Source organism: Empedobacter sp. EJD.6dd (genome assembly GCF_057369435.1).
Genome location: NZ_CM170667.1, coordinates 500,179 through 522,247, shown reverse-complemented (window position 1 = coordinate 522,247; position 22,069 = coordinate 500,179). Strand labels below are relative to the sequence as shown.

The following is a 22,069-nucleotide window of genomic DNA, read 5'->3' as shown; positions in this document are numbered from 1 at the left end:
AACAACTTCTTATTTGTATAATTTCATTTAAGAATAATAACATGATAATTATTAATAAATTTGTAGGATTTAGAATTATTTAAAACAATTAACACAAATGACAACCAACAGATTAGAAGCATTTAGTGATGGTGTACTTGCTATTATTATTACCATTATGGTTTTGGATTTAAAAGTTCCTATTGGAGATGATTTAATGAGCTTAAAACCTTATTTACCAAAATTTTTAAACTATTTATTTAGTTTTATTTATGTAGGAATTTACTGGAACAACCATCATCATCTATTTCAAGCAATTACGAAAGTAAATGGTGGAATTCTTTGGAGTAATTTACACTTACTTTTCTGGCTTTCGTTGTTACCGATTTCTACTGGTTGGATGGGTGAAAACTACCACTCTACTTTTCCTGTAATTTTCTATGGATTTGTATTATTTATGAGTAGTGTTGCATTTATGATTATAGAAAAAATAGCTGTAAAACAAGAAGGAAAAGAATCAATTATTGGAAAATCGGTTAGCCAAAATATCAAAGAAATTGGTTCGAGTATTGGTTATCTTGTTGGAATTGCATTTGCATTTATAAAACCAGAAATTGGGATAGCTGTGTACGCAATTATAGCTCTAATTTGGCTAATTCCTGACCGAAGAATTGAAAAATCAATGAAATAACTTTCAGTAATTTTCGACTGAATAAATTAATTTTTGAAGAAGATTTGATGTCGAATCTTCTTCAAAATGTTTGAATGACTGCCCCAGCCATAGATTGGTAAATTCGACATTTTTGTTCAATTTTGCAGCATTTCTCAACGAATTTGTCAACTTATTTTGATAAGGATAAGGCAATATAAATTTACTATTTTCGAATAAACGAATAAATTCATTTTCAATACCTCTTGCATATCTACCAGAAAAACTTTTCGTTAAAACAATTTCATTTTCTTTTACATTTTTTAATCGTTCTTTTTCAAACGATTTTAATGCACTTTCTTTAGAACATAAAAACAAACTTCCTATCTGAAAAGCATCTGCACCCAATTGTTTTGCAGCTAAAAGAGTTTTTGCATCATATATGCCACCTGCATAAATCAACGGTTTTTTAATCATATCTTTAACTTGAGATAACAATGAAAAACCTCCAATTTGTGGTAATTTTTTCGGATCAAAAGTTCCTCTATGTCCTCCTGCTTCGATTCCTTGAACACAAATTACATCAATATCCGAATTTTCTAACAGTATAGCTTCTTCTATTGTTGTACAAGTTCCTATTAACGTTACATTATTTTCTTTTAATTTTTCTATAGAATTTAGGTCCAAATTTCCAAATGTAAAACTTAAAATTTTACATTTCTCTTGAATAATAGCTTCAATTTGTTCCTGATAACCTTTCGGTTTGATCATTTCAATTTCAGGAAAATTAACTTCAAAATTATGTTGGTTTGCGATTTCTATTAGTCGATTTTTTACATCGTTATATTGAAATTTTTATTCAGTTGTAATTTCTGGTACATTATTCACAAAAATATTGATAGCAAAAGATTTATTCGTCAATTTTTTTGTATCATAAATTCGTTTCAATGAATTTTCTGCATCCAAATCTGCAATTGGTAACGAACCTAAACAGCCACTATTATTAGCTGCAGCCACCATTTCTGAAGTTGTAACTCCAAACATTGGCGCTTGAATAATCGGATAGTTCGCTTCAAATAATTCAGTAAGTTCGTTTTGCCAATTCATTTTAATTTATTTTAAAGTTGATTTCAATTTAGGCATAAATGTCTTAATAGCAGGAATTAACTCTTCAAATAATGGATTATTTTTATTCTTCATCACGACTTCTAAAAAAAGTTTTAAACCAATTGCAAACTCCACAGCCTGATTTTCGTTATCAAAAGGATTTTTTGTTTTCATTAATTCTATAATCTTAAAAATCTCATCATGATTCATAAAATCCAATACAATGGGTGCTTGTAATACAGCCTCTTTATCTAATAATTCGGTTTGTTCTAATGTAATTTTGTAGTGATTTCCTTTTTTAGTCATAATTTATTTTTTTCAAAAATAGACCTTTCATAAAATAGAAAAAGTAAATACCAATTCGATTAATCGATAGAATAAATCAATTAAAATTATTTTAAATTTAACAATTTCCTAAAGTCTAACAACCAACTCAATATGAAATAAGCTGTAATTTTAATTTACTTTAACACGATCAACTTATGAAATTACAAAAAGGAATAACTGGTTTTGACGCTACACCAAATTATACTATTGATGATTTGAAAGAAATTCTGAAAGCAATTAAATATCCTTATTTAAAAACTGAAATTATTTTGAATGCGAGCGATTCATCTAATTTTTATAAAATTAGAATTCTTCATGAAAAAACAAAACAAGAGTTCTTCCTAATCGTCAATTCGACCTATTTATTTTTTGCCTGTGTTGAAAAAAATAGATGTTTTGATTTGAAATTCATTGACTTTCCTTTAGAGTTAATAACTCAATTAAAATCAAACGTAAATTCAAGTTTAATTCTTTTAAATCCGAAAGAATTAAATAAAAAAGTAGACACAACCGATTTAGAATTGCTAGGAAAAACAGAAATAATATAAATTAATTATTGGAAGAGTAAAACATTGGGAGAGATAATCTTCAATTGTTTTGATTAAACTTTTTGTTTAATTATTTTATTGCGTTTTCTTTTCTTAAAAATAATTCGAATTAATCGATAACCATACGTCACCTTTTTGTTTTTAGTAATAATTGGAAAAGCCATTGTACACATTAAAGAAATACAAGCTGTTGTTCCCAAAGCTCCTCCATAACCATTAAACACTTTGCTTGTGTAATGAAGTAAAATAGCAAATAACATGGGCGAAAAAATCAATGAAAAGTAACTAATATTGATCGTAGAAGAAACCATACCAATGAATGTTCCTCCTATGACATACAAAGGAATATTTTTGGTATAAAATTCGGGTAAAATGGTTGGGAAAAAGTAGAAAAAACCTCCTACTATCATTGCTATCATTGCTGATGCACGAACTGGTCCTTGTTTAAATCGGATGTTCAATTCGTATGCGACTAAAGAAGCAACAATAGAGCATATCATCAAAATAAAAAATTGAAAAATCATTAGCCGATAATTAATTTAAACAATAACATACTCAACAAAACACCAATAAAAGCTAATGTTCCTAATTTCCCTCCAACGCCAACAAATAACGATTTTGTAGCAAAAAACAACAAGGCTGTAAAAACACCTGCCGTAATAATCATCCAATAGACATATTTAAAATCAAGGGAAGTCATTCCAATGAAAGCACCACAATAAATTGGTCCTGCAATTTGTTTTAAATAATCAGATCTTGGATTAATTTTAGTTAAAAACGAGCCCAAAGTTCCTATAATTCCTGCAGAAAAAACACCACCTAAACCTAACTTATTATTGATCAAATATGTGATTATTGCAGCAATAGGAATCCATAAAACCAACGTTTTACGATCAAAAGAGTATTCGTGATGATGCAGCGGAAATTTGCGATAAACCACTACCAAAAGCAAACAAATTGCAATAATAATGTAAGGAACAAGGTAATGTTCTATTCTTTCGTTCATTATCGACAATAAAAACAGAAACTGAATAACAAAAATAATCAGAATCGTAATAAATTTTATGATGCGTTTGCTTAGCACAATTAATTTTTTGAAGCTGCAAAGTTAATGACACATTCTAACAAAATAGAATAATTTTTATCATTATAGTTGTAAAATTTATTAAATTTAAGAACAAAATGAAAACACTAGAAAATTTAAAATATCCGATTGGAAAATTTGAAATTCCAACATCATTTAGTAAGGAATCTATTGAACAATGGATTTCAACAATTCGTGAATTTCCACAAAAAATTCAGAATGAAATTACCTCTCTTTCAGGAACTGAATTAGAACAACAATATCGTCCTGAAGGTTGGACTATCAGACAAGTTGTGCATCATTGTGCAGATAGCCATATGAATAGTTTTATTCGTTTTAAACTGGCTTTAACCGAAGATATTCCTATAATAAAACCTTACGAGGAAAATATTTGGGCGGAATTAGAAGATTCTAAAAATCTTGATGTTAACATTTCTATCAATTTGCTAATTGCGCTGCATCATCGTTGGGCTGTTTTGTTAAATTCTTTTGTTGAAAGCGATTGGGATAAAAAATTTCGTCATCCAGAAACAAATCAATTGATTGATTTAAAAACAAATCTTGCGATTTATGCTTGGCATTGCAATCATCATTTAGCGCATATACAGCAAGCTAAGAAAAGTTAATGTACCTTTACGAAACATTTTCTAACCATGAAATACATCAATTATTTTCTGTTATTTTTATCTACATCTATTAGTATTTTTATGTTTTTTGTAAGCGCGAATCAAATTGAAGTTATTCCAAATAAAAATGCAAGTTACAAAAGTGAACAAATTATGTTGGTTGAAAAATCGAACGATATTTTTCAACTAAAATCAATTGCTGAAAATGCTATCGAAAAAGAAGATTTACTTTACAATCAATTATCAGATTTTGCTGCTAAAATGAATACATGGATCATCTTATTATTTATCCTTCAAATTGGAATGGGCATACTTTTCTTTTTACAATTTAGAAAAAATAGAATAAAAAATCCCAAACCAACTCAAGAGTAATTTGGGATTAATTTGACTTAAATTATCACAAAAAATAAGTCATTTTATCTAAAAAATTAATTATTTAAGAAGTTCAGCCTCAAAACCTACTTCTTCGATTGTATCAATGATTTCTTCGTCAGTTGTTTGAGAAATTTTCACTGATAAAATTTTATCAGGATTTTCAGTATCAACTTCCCAAGAATCCAAACCTTCTAAACCATCCAAAAAAGGTTTTACTTTACTTATACATCCGCTACAGTTTATATTTGTTTTGAATTTTAATTCTTTTGTTTCCATAATTCATTGATTTTGTTTAACAAATTTCGGATAATCTAATTTTATTCCACTTATAAAATTTGACTAAATCGTTATATGATTTCTCGACTTATTTATCGATTTAACTTACTTTTGTATTCAAACAAAACAATTTTCAATTTCTTTTAAAAATGAGTCAACAAAATGACCAAAAAATTGTCTTAGCAATCGAAGAAAAACCAAAGCTGGGACAAGGAATATTACTAAGTATTCAGCATCTTTTTGCAATGTTTGGTGCAACTGTTTTGGTACCAGCATTAACGGGAATGTCACCAGCAATCGCTTTAATTTCGAGCGGAATCGGAACTTTAGTTTTTATCTTAATTACAAGAGGAAAAGTTCCTTCGTACTTGGGTTCTTCGTTTGCTTTTATCAATCCAATTATTGCGATGAAAGCTTTAGAAGCAAATCCTGAAAGCGGGATTGCAACAGGAAGTTTCTTAGTTGGTAGTTTTTTAGTCGGAGTTACCTATTCTTTAGTTGCTTTGTTTATTGCAACTGCTGGTACAAAATGGTTGATGAAACTTTTACCTCCTATTGTAGTTGGACCAGTTATTATGGTAATTGGTTTGGGATTAGCTTCAACGGCAATCAAAATGGTAACGAATAATCCTACAGGAGAATACAATTTAACTTACGTGACAATTGGATTTGTAACGTTAATTATCACAATAATTACAGCTATTTTTAGTAAAGGTTTCTTAAGCGTTATTCCAGTTTTAGTTGGTATTATTGGTGGATATCTTTTTGCTATTGCATTGGGTGTAGTTGATTTACAACCTGTTTTACAAGCAAAATGGTTTATGATTCCAGATTTTACAATTCCATTTGTCGATTATACACCAACACTTTCTTGGTATGTAATTTTCTTAATGATACCGGTAGCAATAGTTCCTATCGCAGAGCATATTGGTCATCAATTGGTTTTGAGTAAAGTGGTAAATAAAGATTTGATAGAAGATCCTGGATTGGATAAATCTATGCTAGGAGATGGAATCGCAACAATGATAGCTGCTTGTTTAGGAGGACCTCCAAATACAACTTATGGCGAAAACATTGGTGTTTTAGCTATTACAAGAGCATTTAGTATTTATGTATTTATTGGTGCAGCCTGTTTTGCAATTTTATTTGGGTTCTGTGGAAAAATTTCTGCATTATTAAGTACAATTCCAACACCTGTTATGGGAGGCGTTTCAATTTTATTATTTGGAATTATCGCTTCAAGTGGATTAAGAATGTTAATTGAAAATAAAGTTGATTTCAAAATTAAAAGAAATTTAATCATTTCTTCAGTTATCTTAATTATTGGAATTGGAGGTGCAGCAATTCATATTGGCGATTTATTTTCTTTAGAAGGAATGGCTTTGGCTTCAATCATTGGTGTAGCTTTAAATCTAATACTTCCCGGAAGAGAATTTATTTCGTTCAAGGAGATGTTTGATGAAGAAGATTAGTTGATTATAACAACTAAAAATGGCGAGGATATCCTCGCCATTTTTAGTTATATTATTTTGTATTTAAACATCATCAAAATCAATTGCTAAAGTAGCTGATTTAGGTCGAGAAATACATGCTAATGTCATACCTTCTTCATAATCAGAATCTGTTAAGACATAATTGTCACCAATATGCACTTCACCTTCCGTAACCTTACACATACACGAAGAACAAACACCTCCTTTACAAGAATATGGCGCATCTATACCTGCATCTAACATGGTGTCAATCAAATTCTTTCCTCTATCCCAAGTTACTTCAGATGTTTCACCATCAAGCGTTACAGAAACATGAACGGTTTGTGGTCCATCATCATGTTTTGTGAAAATATTTTCTGTTTTAATTGTTGGATTAAACATTTCAAAATGGATATGTTTTTCGATAATACCCGCTTCGTTTATTTTCTTTGCTAATGTTAAGATCATTTCCTCAGGACCGCAAATCATCGCTTCATCGACTTCATTGATATCAATAATTTGATTTAAAATTAAATCAAACTTCTTTTCATCAATTCTTCCATTGTAAATGAAATTCTCCTGATCTTGTCTCGTATAAAAATGATGAATAAAGACGTTGTTTGGATATTTTTGCTTCAATTCTGTCAAACGTTCTTTGAACATAATCGAATTTTCATCTCTATTTACATAAAAAATATGAAAATTTACCCATTCTTCTGTTTGCAAGGTAAACTCCAACATACTCATAATTGGCGTGATTCCACTACCTGCAGTAAAAGCTAATAACGTACGTTTTTCATTTGGTTTTGTAGGAATCGTAAAACGTCCACTTGGCGTTGAAACTCCTATTTGATCTCCAACTTTTAAATCATTGAAAAGATAAGTCGAAACTTTACCATTTGGTTGAGATTTTACACCAATGCTCCATTTTTCATCATTTGGAGAAACACATAAAGAATAATCTCTTCGTTCTCCATTTATGTTTAGCGTGATATATTGTCCAGGTAAAAAATCGTAATCGTTGTGCATTTCTTCAGGAACATCAAACGTGATCTGAACTGCATCATCTGTTAATTTTACAATTTCTTTTACTGTTAATAAATTAAATTTCATAGTCGTATTACTATTTATAATTTTTAAAACAAATCGATATTTAAGATTGTTCTACTAAATTTGTACAAAAGTAAGATTTTAGATTAAATAGAAAAAATATATGGAAATAGCATTAATCGCTCATGATGGAAAAAAAGCCGAAATGGTAAATTTTTTGATGAAACATAGAGAAGCCTTAAACAAAAATAACATCACATTTATAGCGACTGGAACGACTGGAAAATATGCAGAGCAAACAGGATTGAAAGTTACACGCTATCTATCTGGTCCTCTAGGTGGTGATGCGCAAATTGCTGCTCGTGTTGTAGAAGGCAAAACAGATATGGTTTTCTTTTTTAGAGATCCTATGGGAAAACATCCACACGAACCAGATGTTAATATGTTATTGAGACTGTGCGATGTACACAATATTCCATTAGCTACAAATCCAGCTACTGCAGAAATGTTATTAGATCATTTAAAATAAGTTTATCTTAAGTAAACCTTAAGTTTATTTAGAATGTTTTGGTTGAAAATTTGGTTAATATTGAATATAAATTTTAACTGAGTATAAATAACAATTCAAAACAAAATCACTATGAACTTAATTAAAAAAACAGTTATCGCGCTTAGCTTATTTGCACTTACTGGATCTTCTGTAGCATTTGCTCAAACTAAAACTCCATCAAAAGTAACTAAATCAGAAACGGTAAAAACAACTAGTAAATCTAAAAAAGCGGATACAGCTTCTAAAGCCTCTACAGATAAAAAAATTGCTGAACCAAAAAAAGAGACAAAAGTAGCTACTTCTAATAAAGTTGAAAAAACGCCAAAAGCAACAACAGATAAAAAAGTTGTTTCGACTAAAAAAGAAGTAAAAGCAACAACTCCTACAACTAAAAAGCAAACAACTGTTGCGAAAACTACTTCTGGTGGAACTTATAATGGTAAAAAAGTGTATGTTGGACCAAGAGGTGGAAAATACTACATCAACGAAAACGGAAATAAAACATACATTAAATAATAGATTAGTTTTAAATAGGGAAAGCGCTTCGAAATCGAAGCGCTTTCTTTGTTTCATAGATTTACTAAAACTATAAAAGGAACTAATAAATTAGTTCCTTTTATATGGCGTTTTTGAAATAAACATTTTCAGGATTTTGTGGATCAATTAAAATATCCACTTCTTTTCCTTTCTTTAAAATTTCATTTGAATTTACATCTCCAAAATATTCAAATTCTGTGTAATAAACTTTATCTGTGTTGGGATGTGTATAAAAAACTTCTACAATATAATCTGGTATGTGTTTCTCCCCTAATAAAGTTCTTTTTATTTCTATAATATGTGCTTTTACTTTTAAACCTTTATTAACTAATCTTGAATGATTTAAATAGTCAAACAAAAAATTAAATCCTAAATATCCCATAATTAAACTACAGAACAGAAAAACAATTCCAAGTAGTTGGTTAAAAAATATGTCAAGATTTAAAAAAGAGCCCGAGAGAACGAAACCCAAACTTAAGATTAAACATCCTATAGCTATTGACAACTTCATTATTCTTGTATTTGATTTGTATTTTTCACAAATCATACCAAAACAACAATTTTGTCCTAAAAAAATAATTTTATTTAAATTTTATTTTAAAATTAATAAGCTGCTGTAAATCTTTCTTTTACATGATTTGCTTTCTCAATTTCATCCGCAATTACAACTGCTACATCTTCTACAGACAAAATACTACGACCTTCAGCATCAAAAACTGGCACATCTTTTCCTAATCTATAAGTTCCCTTACGTTCTCCCGAAGTCCCTTGATGCATTTCTGGAGCTGGAGAAAACATTGTCCAATCTAACTCATTATCTTGTTTCAATATAGTGTAATAATCTCTTGCTGCTAAAGCTCCTTGTTTTATTTCTTCTGGAAAACCTGGGGCATCCACAATTTGCAATTCTTTTTGATCATTTACATATAAACTTCCTGCACCACCAATCACAATCAATCGTTTTACACCTGCTAATTTTGTTGCTTCTTCTATTGCTTTTGCTCCTTTTAAATAATCCTCATAAATATTAGGATTTGCCCAACCAGCATTAAATGCACTTACCACAACATCTGCTCCTTTCAAATCTGTTGCTAAAGTTTGTACATCATTTACATCTACAACAACTTTTGCTACATTTTTACTATCTGGAATAGCATCTAAATTACGTGCAAACGCTTTGATAGATTGATTTCTATTTACTAATTCTTCTACAATGTGCGAACCTACAAAACCTGAGGCTCCAATAACTGCTACTTTCATTTTTATAATTTATTTGATTTATATATTGTAATTAATTTTGTTACATTTAAAGATAAAAATTTTTACTGAAATTCAGCAGAAAATTCTTTCAAAGTTTTATGATTTAACGTTTTAATTAAATCAGATTCAGCATTATTAAATAAAATTTCAAGATTTTGATTCATCTGTTTTCCAACTGGACATTCAGGATTCGTTTGATTCATTCTTCCAAAAACATTTTCTTGATTAACAATTTTATATACATCACCAAGTAAAATATCAGACGGATTTTTAATCAGAAAAACACCTCCTTCTTTTCCTTTCTTCGAATCAATAAATCCTGCATCTTTCAAAAACTTAATTTCACGACGCACTACAACAGGATTTACATTAATACTTCCTGCAATAAAATCAGAAGTAATTAATTGTCCTTGAAATTTTTCAGCCAAAACTAAAATATGGATTGCTGTAGCAAATCTTAGATTATTCATTTTTATGATTTAATGGTACAAATATAAAACTATAATTTTAAATGTAACAATTTTTGATACATTTTTTATTAATTAATTTCTATTAAATTTGTAGAATACTGCTATATGTATGGAAAATTATAAAAAACATTTATCATCAATCATTGATTTGACCGAAGAACAATGGGCTAAAATAGAAAATGCTTTGGTTGTAAAACATTATAAGAAAAATGAATTTATTTTAGAACCAGGAGAATATTCCGAAGATTATTTTTTTGTAGAATCTGGCGTAATTCGATCATACACAATTGATGACAATGGGAAAGAACATGTACTACAGTTTGGTACAGAAAATTGGATTGTAAGTGATCGTAATAGTGCTTTTTGTAAACAACAATCAAAGTTTTACATTCAGGCAATCGAAGATTCTACTGTCATTTTATTAAACGAAAAATTGAATGATTTAATTATTAGTTTAAATTCAAATTATTTGGCTGCACAAAATAAAATGATTCAAAATCATGTTCGTAGTTTACAAGATCGTATCAATTTACTTCTTGGCGCATCAGCAAAAACACGTTATTTAGAATTTATGCGACTTTATCCTAACCAACTCTCTCGTATACCACAATGGATGATTGCTTCATATTTAGGAATTACTCCCGAAAGTTTAAGTAGAGTTCGAAAAGAAATTGCTCATGGATAAGTATAGTTTTGAAATTTTTGTACCCAAAAAACCTAAAAAAAGTAACAAGCAAATTGTAAAGGTTATTTTATCTTTTTTGGCTGTTACAGTCATAAGTTTTGTGTTTTTAGAATTAAACGTTTTTAAAAATCAGACCTATTATTATATTTTTATTGGACTTTTAGCAACTGCTGTTGCGTATTGGAATGGTTATTTTAAAAGACCTACAACAGAATTGAAAGGTAATTTTGATGGAAAACTTACATTTTCTAATGATGGAATTTCTATCAAAGATCAATTTTATCCGATTACTAATTTATTTTCTATTGTAATTGACAATGATGATTATAAAGGAAAAGCAGTAAAAGAATTTGGTGAATTTGAAAATCCACAAGGCTCGCATGGAATCAGTAATTTAATTACGTTAAAGACAAAAGACAACCAATTTATCGAAGCTTATTTTAAACAAAATTCGTTAAATGATTTTTCCAAAATAGAATCTTTTTTAATCAATTATTACAAAAACAATCTACTTTCTGAAAATGATTTAATTTCAATTATGCACTTAGAATATGACATAGATAAAAACGAATTGAAAAAGAAATTAAAATAATTTAATCAATCACTAACATACTGCTATCATTATTTAATGTAATTTTGTACCACTTTAAAATAATAATTTATGCAACCAACAGCAGAATGGTTAAAAACTTGGGAATCTAAAAGAGAATTTACTTTAGCTCCTAATGATTTAGAAAAATATTTTACCGATAAAGAAATTGGTGGTGTAGAAATCGACCAAATTGAAATGGGAGAAGTTTCTTTGCCTTCAGGGAAAATCTTTGTGAATGATCCTTTGGGAGAATATTTATCTATGGACAAAGATCCTTATTTCCTTGAAACACCAAAAGGTAACTTTCCTGTCACTGCAAGTATCGTAAAATTTGAAGACGATGGTGAAGTTGAGAACTTGATTGGTTGTGTAAAAGTTGCTTTTACAAACGAAAAGCCAGTTCGTTACGAAGAAGCAATGAAAGGAATCGAATTGATTGAAGAATTACAAGAAGGTGAATATTTTGGTTTTTCTATCGAAAGTGGTTTGGCTACTATTGTTGATGCAGAAGCAAAGGATTCTTTTGTAAAATTTATTGATGATTTTGAAAGTAAAAATGATGTCAATTTATATGATGATTATTTCAATGCTTTATTCGTAGAAAACGCTAAAAATAATCCTAAATATCAATCAGAAGAAGGAGATTGGATTAACTGGACAATTCCAGCTACAGAATATAAATCACCAATTTTTCAGGCTGGTTTTGGAGAAGGAATCTACCCTGCTTACTTTGGATACAATGATAAAGGAGAAATTGTTGCATTTTACATTCAATTCATTGATGCTGAATTAGAAGATTCAGAAGATGATGACGAATGGTTGTAATTGATTTATCGATCAAATAATATTTATAATCCTTCAAGAAATTGAGGGATTTTTTTTATTTAAAATTAAGATATAAAAAAACAAAAAATCCACTCAAAAGAGTGGATTTTTTGTTTTTAAAATATAGTAATTAATTACTTCGCTTTATATTTTTCAATACCGTCTTGTAACCATTTCAAGTATACTTCTACATCAAGTTCTGCTTCTAATGGTTTTGAAAAACGATTCAAATCTTTGTCAACCAAAATATAATAAGGTTGAGCGTTTGCATTAAAATGTTCAATCTCGAAAGAAGTCCATTTATTACCAACTGTTTTCAAGTTACGCCCTAACGCTTTAGAAAATACTTTTTGATCTTCCGGTAATTCTTTTGCTTCATCTACATATAAAGAAACTAAAACAACATCTTCAGCTAATATTTTCTTTACACGCTCATCGCTCCAAACACGTTCTTCAACTTTACGACAATTAGCACAAGCATGTCCTGTAAAATCTAATAACATTGGTTTTCCAACTTTCGTTGCATAAGCTGCAGCTTGATCAAAATCTTTGAAAGCAGGAATTCCATGAGGACCAGCAACCATATTTGGATCATCAAATTTAGCTGTTGCTTGTCCACCTCCTACACCTTCGTGGAAACCACGTGGCGCTTCAGAATACGTCATTGGTGGCGTTAATCCACTAAGTAATTTTAATGGTCCTCCCCATAATCCTGGAATCATGTAAACAGAAAATGTAATCGAAATTAATGCAAATAACATTCTTGGAACACCAATCGTTTGGGTTGGAGAGTCTAATTCTAATCTAAATTTACCTAATAAATATAATCCTAAGAAGATGAAAATTGCTATCCAAAATGCTAAGAAAATTTCTCTTGGTAACCAATTCATTTGCCAAACTAAATCTGCATTTGATAAGAATTTTAAAGCAAAAGCTAATTCAATGAATCCTAAAGAAACTTTGATTGTATTTAACCATCCACCAGATTTTGGCATCGAATTTAACCATCCCGGAAACATTGCGAATAATGTAAATGGAATTGCTAATGCTAAAGAGAATCCAAACATTCCCACAATTAAAGAATAATAGTTACCTCCTTGTGTTGCTTGTACTAATAATGATCCAATAATTGGTCCTGTACAAGAAAATGACACTAATGCTAATGTGAATGCCATAAAGAAGATTCCAATTAATCCGCCTTTATCTGCACCTTTATCTGCAGCATTTACCCATTTACTTGGTAATGTCAATTCGAAAGCTCCGAAGAAAGAAACCGCAAAAATGATAAATACGATAAAGAAAGCTAAATTAACCCACGGATTTGTCGACATTTCATTTAAGACTGATGGTCCAAAAACTACAGTCGCTAATAATCCCAAAGCAACGTAAATTACAATAATAGATAAACCATAAATAAATGCTTTACCAATTCCTTCTCCTTTCGATTTACTTTGTTTCGTAAACATACTTACCGTTAAAGGAATCATTGGGAAAATACAAGGCATTAACAATGCAGCTAAACCACCTAAAAATCCTAAAGAAAAGATTGTGATTAAGCCATTATCACTTTTTTCATTATCTGCTAATAACGAATCATCAACTTTCTTGATGCTATCTTGTGTTGTTGTCACAACTGCTGCCGAATCTTCTTTTACAGAGTCTTGCACAATTTCAGTTACTGCAACTGTATCTTTTGTTTCCGCAACAACTTCTTCCGTTTTTGCTTCTTCAACTTTTGCAGTTGGTGTTAATTTTATCGTTCCACTTGTTTCATCTGGAGGCAAACAACGTTCTGCATCACACATCTGAAACTCGATCGTATACGTAACATTAACTGGTTTATCACCTGAAACCTTTACTTTCTGAACAAATTTTACTTGATTTTCAAAGTATTTTTCATCTTGTTCAAAAATTTGGCTGTATTTGTCAATACGTTTTCCTACTTCTCGTACTCCACCAACTAATTTTGCATTTGCAGCTGATTTAAATGCTGCGCTTGCCGGAATTCCTATTCCCCCATCAGGATGTTTTGATGAATAAAGATGCCAACCTTTATCAATTTTTCCTGTTAACTCGATTTCAAACTCATTTTGTCCAACCTCCTTCACCGAACTCGACCATTTTGCAGGACTAAATAATTGTGCGTTGACTAAAATTGGAAACAAAAAAAGTATCCAAAGTTTCTTTAACATACTGTAATGTTTAAAAAGTTTTTACTTGTTTCTGTTGTTTTGAAACGTTCATCCAAACGATAATTTACCACCCAAATAATTTGATCTTTTTGGTCACAAAGCAACCTTACCTTCTCTTTTTCTAATTTAGAAAGTTTCAAATCTTTCATAAACTTACTCAACAATTTTTTTTGACCTTTCATTCCAATTGGATAAAAGAAATCACCCTCTTTCACTTTTCTAAGTTTAAGCGGGAACAAAATTGATGTAAAGTCTACTATTTCAGTAGCATTTTCGTGTGGATTTATCGATTTCACGAACTTCAAATTTAACGAATTGATTTCAATTAACTCATCAAAAATCGTTATTTCGTCTTCATTTTCTTCTTCTATTTTATGTAATAGCAACTCTTCACGATTTTTGATCAATCGATAAGTTGCTGATTTTATTTCACTTCCTGTTTCAGCATCCAAAAATTTCAAGAGTTCTTTACTCGATGAAAAACCATATTTTTCGAACAAATAATGTAAAAAAGTCTCTAAAGGTTGAAGTTTTTTTAATTCATCAATCTTAATTTCAATCGGATTACTCCCTGAAAATAAATTAGTTCTAATCTCTTCTACTCTCTTTTGTATAATTTGATAATTATCGTTGATATGATTTAAACTTGACAGGAAATTCTCATCAAACTGCGGATGAAGCTCTTTTAAAATTGGTGTAATATGGTGACGAATTTTATTTCTTGTATATTCATCTGTTGCATTTGTATAATCTTCTCGCCAATTTATTTCATTAGATTCTGCATATTGCAACAAATCATTTTTGGTAAAATTCAAAAGTGGACGAAAAATTTTTCCGTTATCTATCTGCATTCCAACCAAGCCTTTTAGACCAGTTCCACGAGAAAGATTAATTAAAAAAGTCTCGATATTATCATCTAAATGATGAGCAGTAACCAAAACATCTAATCGATTTTGAATTTGAACTTGCTCAAACCAATCATAACGCAAATTTCGGCACGCCATTTCGACCGAATAATTTCCCGTTTTTTGATAAGCAGCAACATCAAAACGAACCGAATGAAACGGAATATTAAATTTTCCGCAATATTCTCTCACAAATTCCTCATCTCCATTTGCATCTTCTCCACGCAATTGAAAATTACAATGCGCCACTTGAAAATTAGCAGAAGTTTGACGAAATAAATCTAACAAAATCATACTATCAACTCCTCCACTTATCGCTAATAGATAACGATGCGAAGTAAAAGAATGAGATTCTAAAAGTTCTTTAAACTCTTGTTGAATAGATTTATTTTTCATGAAATACAAATGTCCGAAATTAGGAAGAATTCTCTAAAAAGAGTTATACTTTTTATCTTAGTTCTTATAAAATTTACCAATAAAAAAGCCTGAAAGACTCAGGCTATAATTTATTTTAAACTTTCTAAAGATTTATTTTCAAGGATTTCTAACGTCGAATCTCTCAATTCAACCATCACTTTATTCAATGTGCAAACGCCTTCATTTGGGCAATCATCACATTTTTCGTAGTAATTTTTACTTACACAAGGTAATAACGCAATTGGACCTTCTAAAACACGAATCAAAGATGCTAAACTGATGTCTTTTGGTTCGCGTGCTAAATAATATCCTCCACCTTTTCCTTGTTTAGAATTTACGAAACCCAATTTTTTTAAATCCAATAAAATAGCTTCCAAAAATTTTTTAGGAATAACTTCTGTTTCAGAAATTTGTCCGATTAAAACTGGCTTATTACTTTCTTGTCTGGCTAAATGAGCCATCGCTTTTAGTCCGTATTTTGTCTTTTTTGATAACAATTCTATAAGATTTAATTACAAAAATAACGTTGATTGTTGTATAAAACAAATATAAAATTAAATCGATTGAAATGATTTTAAAAATATTTTATCAAAAAATCAATTACCTTTTGAGTTGTAGAATTATAGGGATAATTTAGAAATTTTGAAGGCGATAAAAAACGATTCACTTTCAAAATTGGTTTCAAGTGAGAAAAATCTTTAAAACCCTCAAAACCAGTAGACGTTCCAATTCCTGAATGATTAACACCTCCAAAAGGTAAATTTGGATGTAAAATATGAACCAGCGTTTCATTAATCACGACTGATCCAGAAGAAGTTTGTTTTTTTATTTTATCAATAAAAATAGAATCATTAGAAAAAATATACAACGTTAAAGGTTTTTCTTTCAAGTTAATATGCTTAGTTACTTCATCAACTTCTTTAAAGGTATAAATTGGAAATATTGGTCCAAAAATTTCTTCTTCCGAAATCTTAGCATCAATTGGAATATCAGTTAATAAAGTTGGTTTAATATACAATTCATCTTCGATATATTTGTTTCCATACGGACTTTTTGCTCCTTTATCTAATGCGTCTTCAATCAAATTTTTTAAACGATTATAATTTTGAAGATTTACAATTCTTGCCAAATCTTTTGATTGTGACGGATCTTTTCCAAAAACAATTTCTACGTGTTTTACAAAGTTATCTACAAATTGATTTTTCAACTCTTCTTTTATCAAAATATAATCGGGAGCAATACAAGTTTGACCAAAATTTATCAATTTTCCCCAAACTGCTTTTTCAATAACTTCTTGCATTGGAATTGTTCCATCAATAATAAAAGGCGACTTTCCTCCCAACTCCAATGTCACAGAAGAAAGATGCTTCGCTCCTGCTTCCATCACAATTTTACCAACTTTTGGAGATCCTGTAAAATGAATATGATCAAATTTTTTTGACAATAAATAACTCGTTTCATCAACTTTACCATTAATTATAGCAACATGATTTTCTTCAAAAACTTCTGAAATTATTTTATGTAGAAGTTTGGAAACATTCGGACAGAATTCTGAAGGTTTCAAAATTGCAGTATTACCCGCTGAAACACAAGCCACCAAATGTACCAAGCACAATTGAAAAGGATAATTCCAAGGTGAAATAATCAAACAATTTCCTAAAGCTTCGGGCTGAATTTGAGCTTTTGAACCAAAAAACAACAAATTATTGGAAACAGATTTTGTCTTAGTCCAACCATTTAATTTCTTTCTAAACAACCTAATTTCTGACAAAACAGGAAATATTTCAGTTGAATCTGATTCAATCTTCGATTTTCTTAAATCCAAAAATAAGGATTCTTCAATATCATTTCGATGAAAAAGAATGGATTCTTCTAATTTTTTTAAATATTCTTTACGCTGGAAAACAGTAAGATTTCGGATAAATAATTTATTCCTAACTTGTTTATCATAAATCGTATCAATTGTCGTTTTAAAATCAGACACACTTAGAATTTTAGAAATGTTAATTTACTAAATTTTATTGATTTTTTAATATTAGATATAAGACCAAAAAATGAAAAACAATCTTACGTTAATTGATAAATTAAATCACATTAAAAATCTATTCATAATTGGAAAAAGTGATGGAAATTTAAATGAAAAAGAGATTCAACTTATTTCTGACATTGCAAAATACCATCAACTTTCTGCCAAAGAAGTTAGTTATATACTGAATGAAAATACAACATTAGATTTTGCTCTTCCAAAGACTTTCACAGATAGATTAACACTTTTATATGATACAGTTCTATTGATGGTTGTTGATTTAAAAATTCACAAAAATGAAAAAGCTCTTTGTGTGGATTTAGCAAAGAAATTTGAATTTAATCCGCAAATTATTGATGAATTAACCGAAGATATTTTAAGTTATATTTTAGAAGGAAAAGAATGTGATGAAGTAATGGAATATTTGGTAAAATATGCACATCCAAAACCAAATTTGAATTGATTTCTACTGAAAAATTTGATAAATGGTTAAAAGAGAAATAACACTTGTAACACCTCCAATTACATAATTGATATTTTTTAGAATAAATGAATTTTCTTCTGATTTTGAATTAAAAATTTTTAAATACAAACCAAAAATTATCATAGATCCAACTACAACTCCTAATGCAAAAATAGAGCTATTTGGCTGTCCAAAAACATTAACATTATAAGAAACCAAAGTTGCGCTTAAAAAAACATAAAATGGGATTGGAAAAACATTGATAGCAGATAACAACAAACCATATATAAACTTATTTTTTTGGTTTACATTACCTTGTTGTTTTAGTTTTTTATTTTTCTTTTTTTGATCTTGTTTTTTTGCAAAAAATAGAAAGTAAATGGTAATAATTACAAAAACTGCTAAACCAACTTCTCTAAAAATCTTAGTAACTTCTTCATTAAAATCAATAAATTTTGCAAGAAAAATAGCTAAAAAAACTTGAATTGCTATTGTAATAGCTGTCCCCGACATAAACGTATATGCACTTTTAGTTCCTTCTTGTTTACCAATTTTTACCACTGTCATATTCAACAATCCTGGAATGGACGATCCAATAAAAGCTGTAAAAATACCGATTAAAAGTAGTTCTAAATATTGCATTAATTTTTATAAAAAGGTTCGCAAATGTAAAGAATATAGTCGTAGAAACCTATTGAAGTAATATTAATCATTCGAATAATCTAGTTTTTAAACGTCCATAATAAAGCATTTTCAATTGAAGATTCAAAAATTGTAAAATGATTTGTGAAATTTTGTGAAAATAGTTTCATTTTGAATTAAAATGACTATATTTTTTAATTGAAGTAATTACAAAGATAAACAGATATAACTTATTATATATAAATGTATTATATTTTTTTATATTAATTAACTAATTTCAACACCACTGAATTGAGAAGATTTCAATAAAAAACCACTTCAAATGAAGTGGTTTTTTTATATCCTAAATATTATATTAAAATTATAAAGCTTGTAACTGCTCTTCAATTTGAGCAATTTTAGATAATGCATCAGCCTCTTTTTTACGCTCAGCATTAATAACTTGTTCTGGAGCTCCAGCAACAAATTTTTCGTTTGATAATTTTTTACGAACCGAATTTAAGAAACCTTGATTGTATTCTAATTCTTTTTGTAATTTTTCTCGCTCAGACTCTATATCAATATTTTCTGACATTGGAATCATAAACTCTAACGTTCCAACACGGAAACCGAAACCTTTTTCTGGTTTATCTCCTGTATTAAAATTAGAAACATTTCCTAATTTAGAGAATACATCTACATAAATTTCATTAGCAGCTTGCGCGTCAGCAAAAACTTCTAAAGCTTCTTTTGGAGACATTCCTTTTTCTGAACGTAAACCACGAATTGCTGTTGTAGCTTCTTTTGTGTTTTCAAAATTTTTGATAATTGTTTCATCAAAAGAAGTAACTTCTGGATATTCAGAAATAATTAAAGCTTCATCTTCAGTTCTATCAGCTAATAATTGCCAAATTTCTTCTGTTAAGAAAGGCATAAATGGATGTAAAACTTTCAATACATTTTCTAAATAAGAAATCGTAGCATTAAATGTTTTAGCATCAATTGGCTCACCAAATGTTGGTTTAATTGCTTCTAAATACCAAGAACAGAAATCGTCCCAAATTAATTTATAAATCGCCATCAAAGAATCAGACAAACGATATTGATCGTAATTGTGTTCGATATCAGCTAATGTTTGTTGAAATTTATTCTCAAACCATTCTACAGATTTTGCTTGAGCAGAAGTTTGATCTAAATCTTCTTTTACTTCCCAACCTTTAATCAAACGGAAAGCATTCCAAATTTTATTTGCGAAATTACGTCCTTGTAAACATAACTCAACATCAAATGGTAAATCGTTCCCGGCAGGTGCTGTCAACAACATTCCCATACGTGTTGCATCAGCTCCGTATTCATTCATTAATTCGATTGGATCTGGCGAATTCCCTAAAGATTTCGACATTTTACGTCCTTGTTTATCACGAACGATACCTGTGAAATATACATTTTCGAAAGGTAATTGATCACGATACTCATATCCAGCAACAATCATACGTGCTACCCAAAAGAAAATAATATCTGGACCAGTTACTAAATCTTGTGTTGGATAATAATAATTGATTTCTTCGTTTTCTGGCTCGTTGATTCCATTAAAAACTGAAATTGGCCATAACCAAGAAGAAAACCAAGTATCTAATGCATCTTCATCTTGACGTAAATTATCGATTGTTAATGCTGTATTTCCTGTTTTTTCTTGCGCTAATGGTAAAGCTTCTTCTTTTGTCATCGCAACAACAAAATCTTCGTTTCCATCTCCGTAAAAGAATGCAGGAATTTGGTGTCCCCACCATAATTGACGAGAAATGTTCCAATCTGTTACATTTTCCATCCAATTGCGATATGTATTTTTAAATTTCGCTGGATGAAATTTAATTGTATCATTCATTACATTATCTAATGCAGGTTTAGCTAAATCTGTCATTTTCAAGAACCATTGATTTGAAATTTTTGGTTCAATCACAACTCCAGTTCTTTCAGAAGTTCCTACATTATTTTTATAATCTTCTACTTTTTCAAGTAAACCTTTTTCTTCTAATTCTTTTTCAATTTCTTTACGAACTTTAAAACGATCCATTCCTGCGTATTGCATTCCATAATCATTTAACTTCGCGTCATCTGTAAAGATATCAATGAATTCTAAATTATGTTTTTTACCTAATTCATAATCATTTGTATCATGAGCAGGAGTCACTTTAAGACATCCTGTACCGAATTCTAAATCTACATATTCGTCTTCGATAATATTAACCTCACGACCAACGATAGGAACAATAACTTTTTGTCCTTTTAACCATTCATAACGCTCATCATTCGGGTTTATACAAACAGCAGTATCTCCAAAAATAGTTTCGGGACGAGTTGTTGCAACTACGATATATTTATCAGAATCAACAACTTTATATTTTAAATAGAATAACTTTCCATTTTTCTCCTTGTAGATAACTTCTTCGTCAGAAATATTTGTTTTTGCTTCTGGATCCCAGTTAACCATACGGTAACCTCGATAAATTAATCCTTTGTTATATAAATCAACAAACACACGCTGAACAGATTCTGATAAATCTGGATCCATTGTAAACTTTGTACGATCCCAATCACAAGAAGCTCCTAATTTCTTTAACTGATCTAAGATGATTCCACCATGTTTATGTGTCCAATCCCAAGCATGATTAAGGAACTCTTCACGACCAATATCAAATTTTGAAACACCTTCTTCTTTTAATTTCGCAACAACTTTCGCCTCAGTAGCAATTGAAGCATGGTCAGTTCCGGGTACCCAACAAGCGTTATATCCGCGCATACGTGCACGACGAATCAATACATCTTGAATTGTATTGTTCAACATATGCCCCATGTGCAAGACTCCTGTGACGTTTGGTGGTGGTATTACAATTGTGTAAGCTTTTCTTTCATCTGGAGTAGATTTGAAATATTTTTTCTCCATCCAGTACTCATACCATTTTCCTTCAACCTCTGTAGGCGTATATTTTGATGCGATTTCCATTATTTATTTATGACTTAAAAACAAATTTG

At 29.7% G+C, this 22,069-nt stretch carries 25 protein-coding genes and 1 pseudogene; 11 read left to right on the top strand and 15 right to left on the bottom strand.

Annotated elements, in window-relative coordinates:
* The first annotated feature begins 97 nt into the window (after positions 1 to 97).
* Positions 98 to 670 carry a TMEM175 family protein gene (locus AC2I98_RS02420; RefSeq protein WP_486413041.1) on the top strand — a complete coding sequence of 191 codons (573 nt, stop codon included), beginning with the start codon at positions 98 to 100 and terminating at the stop codon, positions 668 to 670.
* Between the two features lie 3 nt (positions 671 to 673).
* On the opposite strand, the pseudogene AC2I98_RS02415 reads toward AC2I98_RS02420, so the two are convergent.
* Positions 674 to 1,735 (bottom strand): annotated as a pseudogene (locus AC2I98_RS02415) (NAD(P)H-dependent flavin oxidoreductase).
* A 6-nt stretch (positions 1,736 to 1,741) separates the two neighbouring features.
* Positions 1,742 to 2,041: a DUF3861 domain-containing protein gene (locus tag AC2I98_RS02410; RefSeq protein ID WP_486413040.1), complete on the bottom strand. Its 300-nt coding sequence runs from the start codon at positions 2,039 to 2,041 to the stop codon at positions 1,742 to 1,744.
* 176 nt (positions 2,042 to 2,217) lie between these two features.
* Here AC2I98_RS02410 and AC2I98_RS02405 point away from each other — a divergent pair, with 176 nt between their 5' ends.
* Positions 2,218 to 2,610, top strand: coding sequence for a hypothetical protein (locus AC2I98_RS02405; protein WP_486413039.1), 393 nt, complete (start codon positions 2,218 to 2,220; stop codon positions 2,608 to 2,610).
* A 53-nt stretch (positions 2,611 to 2,663) separates the two neighbouring features.
* Here AC2I98_RS02405 and AC2I98_RS02400 read toward each other — a convergent pair whose 3' ends face one another.
* Both AC2I98_RS02400 and AC2I98_RS02395 read right to left on the bottom strand, forming a co-directional pair.
* Positions 2,664 to 3,134: a hypothetical protein gene (locus tag AC2I98_RS02400; RefSeq protein WP_486413038.1), complete on the bottom strand. Its 471-nt coding sequence runs from the start codon at positions 3,132 to 3,134 to the stop codon at positions 2,664 to 2,666.
* The gene (locus tag AC2I98_RS02395) at positions 3,134 to 3,616 is read right to left on the bottom strand and encodes a hypothetical protein (protein ID WP_486413037.1); all 483 of its coding nucleotides are present in this window, start codon (positions 3,614 to 3,616) and stop codon (positions 3,134 to 3,136) included. The genes AC2I98_RS02400 and AC2I98_RS02395 overlap by 1 nt, the downstream gene beginning before the upstream one ends.
* Before the next feature lie 176 nt (positions 3,617 to 3,792).
* Between AC2I98_RS02395 and AC2I98_RS02390 the strand changes: the two genes are divergently transcribed.
* Together AC2I98_RS02390 and AC2I98_RS02385 are read left to right on the top strand one after the other, a co-directional pair.
* Positions 3,793 to 4,320, top strand: coding sequence for a YfiT family bacillithiol transferase (locus AC2I98_RS02390; RefSeq protein ID WP_486413036.1), 528 nt, complete (start codon positions 3,793 to 3,795; stop codon positions 4,318 to 4,320).
* Positions 4,321 to 4,347: 27 nt separating this feature from the next.
* Positions 4,348 to 4,692 carry a hypothetical protein gene (locus AC2I98_RS02385; protein WP_486413035.1) on the top strand — a complete coding sequence of 115 codons (345 nt, stop codon included), beginning with the start codon at positions 4,348 to 4,350 and terminating at the stop codon, positions 4,690 to 4,692.
* A 60-nt stretch (positions 4,693 to 4,752) separates the two neighbouring features.
* Here the strand turns inward: AC2I98_RS02385 and AC2I98_RS02380 are convergent, their stop codons facing one another.
* Positions 4,753 to 4,971, bottom strand: a complete 219-nt coding sequence (locus tag AC2I98_RS02380) for a heavy-metal-associated domain-containing protein (protein ID WP_486413034.1) — start codon at positions 4,969 to 4,971, stop codon at positions 4,753 to 4,755.
* Positions 4,972 to 5,120: 149 nt separating this feature from the next.
* On the opposite strand from AC2I98_RS02380, the gene AC2I98_RS02375 reads away from it, so the two are divergent.
* Positions 5,121 to 6,443, top strand: a complete 1,323-nt coding sequence (locus AC2I98_RS02375) for a solute carrier family 23 protein (RefSeq protein ID WP_486413033.1) — start codon at positions 5,121 to 5,123, stop codon at positions 6,441 to 6,443.
* A 63-nt stretch (positions 6,444 to 6,506) separates the two neighbouring features.
* Here the strand turns inward: AC2I98_RS02375 and AC2I98_RS02370 are convergent, their stop codons facing one another.
* Positions 6,507 to 7,556, bottom strand: a complete 1,050-nt coding sequence (locus AC2I98_RS02370) for a 2Fe-2S iron-sulfur cluster-binding protein (RefSeq protein WP_486413032.1) — start codon at positions 7,554 to 7,556, stop codon at positions 6,507 to 6,509.
* A 100-nt stretch (positions 7,557 to 7,656) separates the two neighbouring features.
* Here AC2I98_RS02370 and AC2I98_RS02365 point away from each other — a divergent pair, with 100 nt between their 5' ends.
* Both AC2I98_RS02365 and AC2I98_RS02360 read left to right on the top strand, forming a co-directional pair.
* On the top strand, positions 7,657 to 8,022 hold the full coding sequence (locus AC2I98_RS02365) for a methylglyoxal synthase (protein WP_286473621.1): 366 nt from the start codon (positions 7,657 to 7,659) through the stop codon (positions 8,020 to 8,022).
* A gap of 111 nt (positions 8,023 to 8,133) precedes the next feature.
* Positions 8,134 to 8,559, top strand: coding sequence for a hypothetical protein (locus AC2I98_RS02360; protein WP_486413031.1), 426 nt, complete (start codon positions 8,134 to 8,136; stop codon positions 8,557 to 8,559).
* Positions 8,560 to 8,659: 100 nt separating this feature from the next.
* Here AC2I98_RS02360 and AC2I98_RS02355 read toward each other — a convergent pair whose 3' ends face one another.
* From AC2I98_RS02355 to AC2I98_RS02345, 3 genes are all read right to left on the bottom strand, one after another.
* Positions 8,660 to 8,962, bottom strand: coding sequence for a hypothetical protein (locus tag AC2I98_RS02355; RefSeq protein WP_486413030.1), 303 nt, complete (start codon positions 8,960 to 8,962; stop codon positions 8,660 to 8,662).
* A 221-nt stretch (positions 8,963 to 9,183) separates the two neighbouring features.
* On the bottom strand, positions 9,184 to 9,840 hold the full coding sequence (locus AC2I98_RS02350) for an NAD(P)-dependent oxidoreductase (RefSeq protein WP_486413029.1): 657 nt from the start codon (positions 9,838 to 9,840) through the stop codon (positions 9,184 to 9,186).
* Positions 9,841 to 9,902: 62 nt separating this feature from the next.
* A complete protein-coding gene (locus tag AC2I98_RS02345; protein ID WP_486413028.1) occupies positions 9,903 to 10,310 on the bottom strand; it encodes an RrF2 family transcriptional regulator in 408 nt (135 codons plus the stop codon).
* Between the two features lie 109 nt (positions 10,311 to 10,419).
* On the opposite strand from AC2I98_RS02345, the gene AC2I98_RS02340 reads away from it, so the two are divergent.
* From AC2I98_RS02340 to AC2I98_RS02330, 3 genes are all read left to right on the top strand, one after another.
* Entirely contained in the window at positions 10,420 to 10,995 is a 576-nt protein-coding gene (locus AC2I98_RS02340; RefSeq protein WP_486413027.1) for a Crp/Fnr family transcriptional regulator, read from the top strand.
* Complete coding sequence (locus AC2I98_RS02335; protein ID WP_486413026.1) at positions 10,988 to 11,587, top strand: hypothetical protein; 600 nt, start codon at positions 10,988 to 10,990, stop codon at positions 11,585 to 11,587. Before AC2I98_RS02340 ends, AC2I98_RS02335 begins: the two co-directional genes overlap by 8 nt.
* Before the next feature lie 69 nt (positions 11,588 to 11,656).
* Positions 11,657 to 12,412 carry a DUF4241 domain-containing protein gene (locus AC2I98_RS02330; protein ID WP_486413025.1) on the top strand — a complete coding sequence of 252 codons (756 nt, stop codon included), beginning with the start codon at positions 11,657 to 11,659 and terminating at the stop codon, positions 12,410 to 12,412.
* Between the two features lie 134 nt (positions 12,413 to 12,546).
* Here the strand turns inward: AC2I98_RS02330 and AC2I98_RS02325 are convergent, their stop codons facing one another.
* The 4 genes from AC2I98_RS02325 to AC2I98_RS02310 form a co-directional block, all read right to left on the bottom strand.
* Positions 12,547 to 14,604 carry a protein-disulfide reductase DsbD family protein gene (locus AC2I98_RS02325; protein WP_486413024.1) on the bottom strand — a complete coding sequence of 686 codons (2,058 nt, stop codon included), beginning with the start codon at positions 14,602 to 14,604 and terminating at the stop codon, positions 12,547 to 12,549.
* Entirely contained in the window at positions 14,598 to 15,905 is a 1,308-nt protein-coding gene (tilS, locus tag AC2I98_RS02320) for a tRNA lysidine(34) synthetase TilS (protein WP_486413023.1), read from the bottom strand. The genes AC2I98_RS02325 and tilS overlap by 7 nt, the downstream gene beginning before the upstream one ends.
* Positions 15,906 to 16,015: 110 nt before the next feature.
* Positions 16,016 to 16,423 carry an RrF2 family transcriptional regulator gene (locus AC2I98_RS02315; RefSeq protein ID WP_135836572.1) on the bottom strand — a complete coding sequence of 136 codons (408 nt, stop codon included), beginning with the start codon at positions 16,421 to 16,423 and terminating at the stop codon, positions 16,016 to 16,018.
* Between the two features lie 77 nt (positions 16,424 to 16,500).
* Positions 16,501 to 17,910 (bottom strand): aldehyde dehydrogenase family protein, encoded by a 1,410-nt coding sequence (locus AC2I98_RS02310; protein ID WP_486413022.1) that lies wholly within the window; start codon positions 17,908 to 17,910, stop codon positions 16,501 to 16,503.
* A gap of 70 nt (positions 17,911 to 17,980) precedes the next feature.
* Here AC2I98_RS02310 and AC2I98_RS02305 point away from each other — a divergent pair, with 70 nt between their 5' ends.
* Positions 17,981 to 18,415 carry a hypothetical protein gene (locus AC2I98_RS02305; RefSeq protein WP_486413021.1) on the top strand — a complete coding sequence of 145 codons (435 nt, stop codon included), beginning with the start codon at positions 17,981 to 17,983 and terminating at the stop codon, positions 18,413 to 18,415.
* Positions 18,416 to 18,418: 3 nt separating this feature from the next.
* On the opposite strand, the gene AC2I98_RS02300 is transcribed toward AC2I98_RS02305, so the two are convergent.
* Together AC2I98_RS02300 and AC2I98_RS02295 are read right to left on the bottom strand one after the other, a co-directional pair.
* Positions 18,419 to 19,057: a LysE family transporter gene (locus AC2I98_RS02300; protein ID WP_486413020.1), complete on the bottom strand. Its 639-nt coding sequence runs from the start codon at positions 19,055 to 19,057 to the stop codon at positions 18,419 to 18,421.
* A 361-nt stretch (positions 19,058 to 19,418) separates the two neighbouring features.
* Positions 19,419 to 22,040, bottom strand: a complete 2,622-nt coding sequence (locus AC2I98_RS02295) for a valine--tRNA ligase (RefSeq protein ID WP_486413019.1) — start codon at positions 22,038 to 22,040, stop codon at positions 19,419 to 19,421.
* Between the last annotated feature and the right edge of the window lie 29 nt (positions 22,041 to 22,069).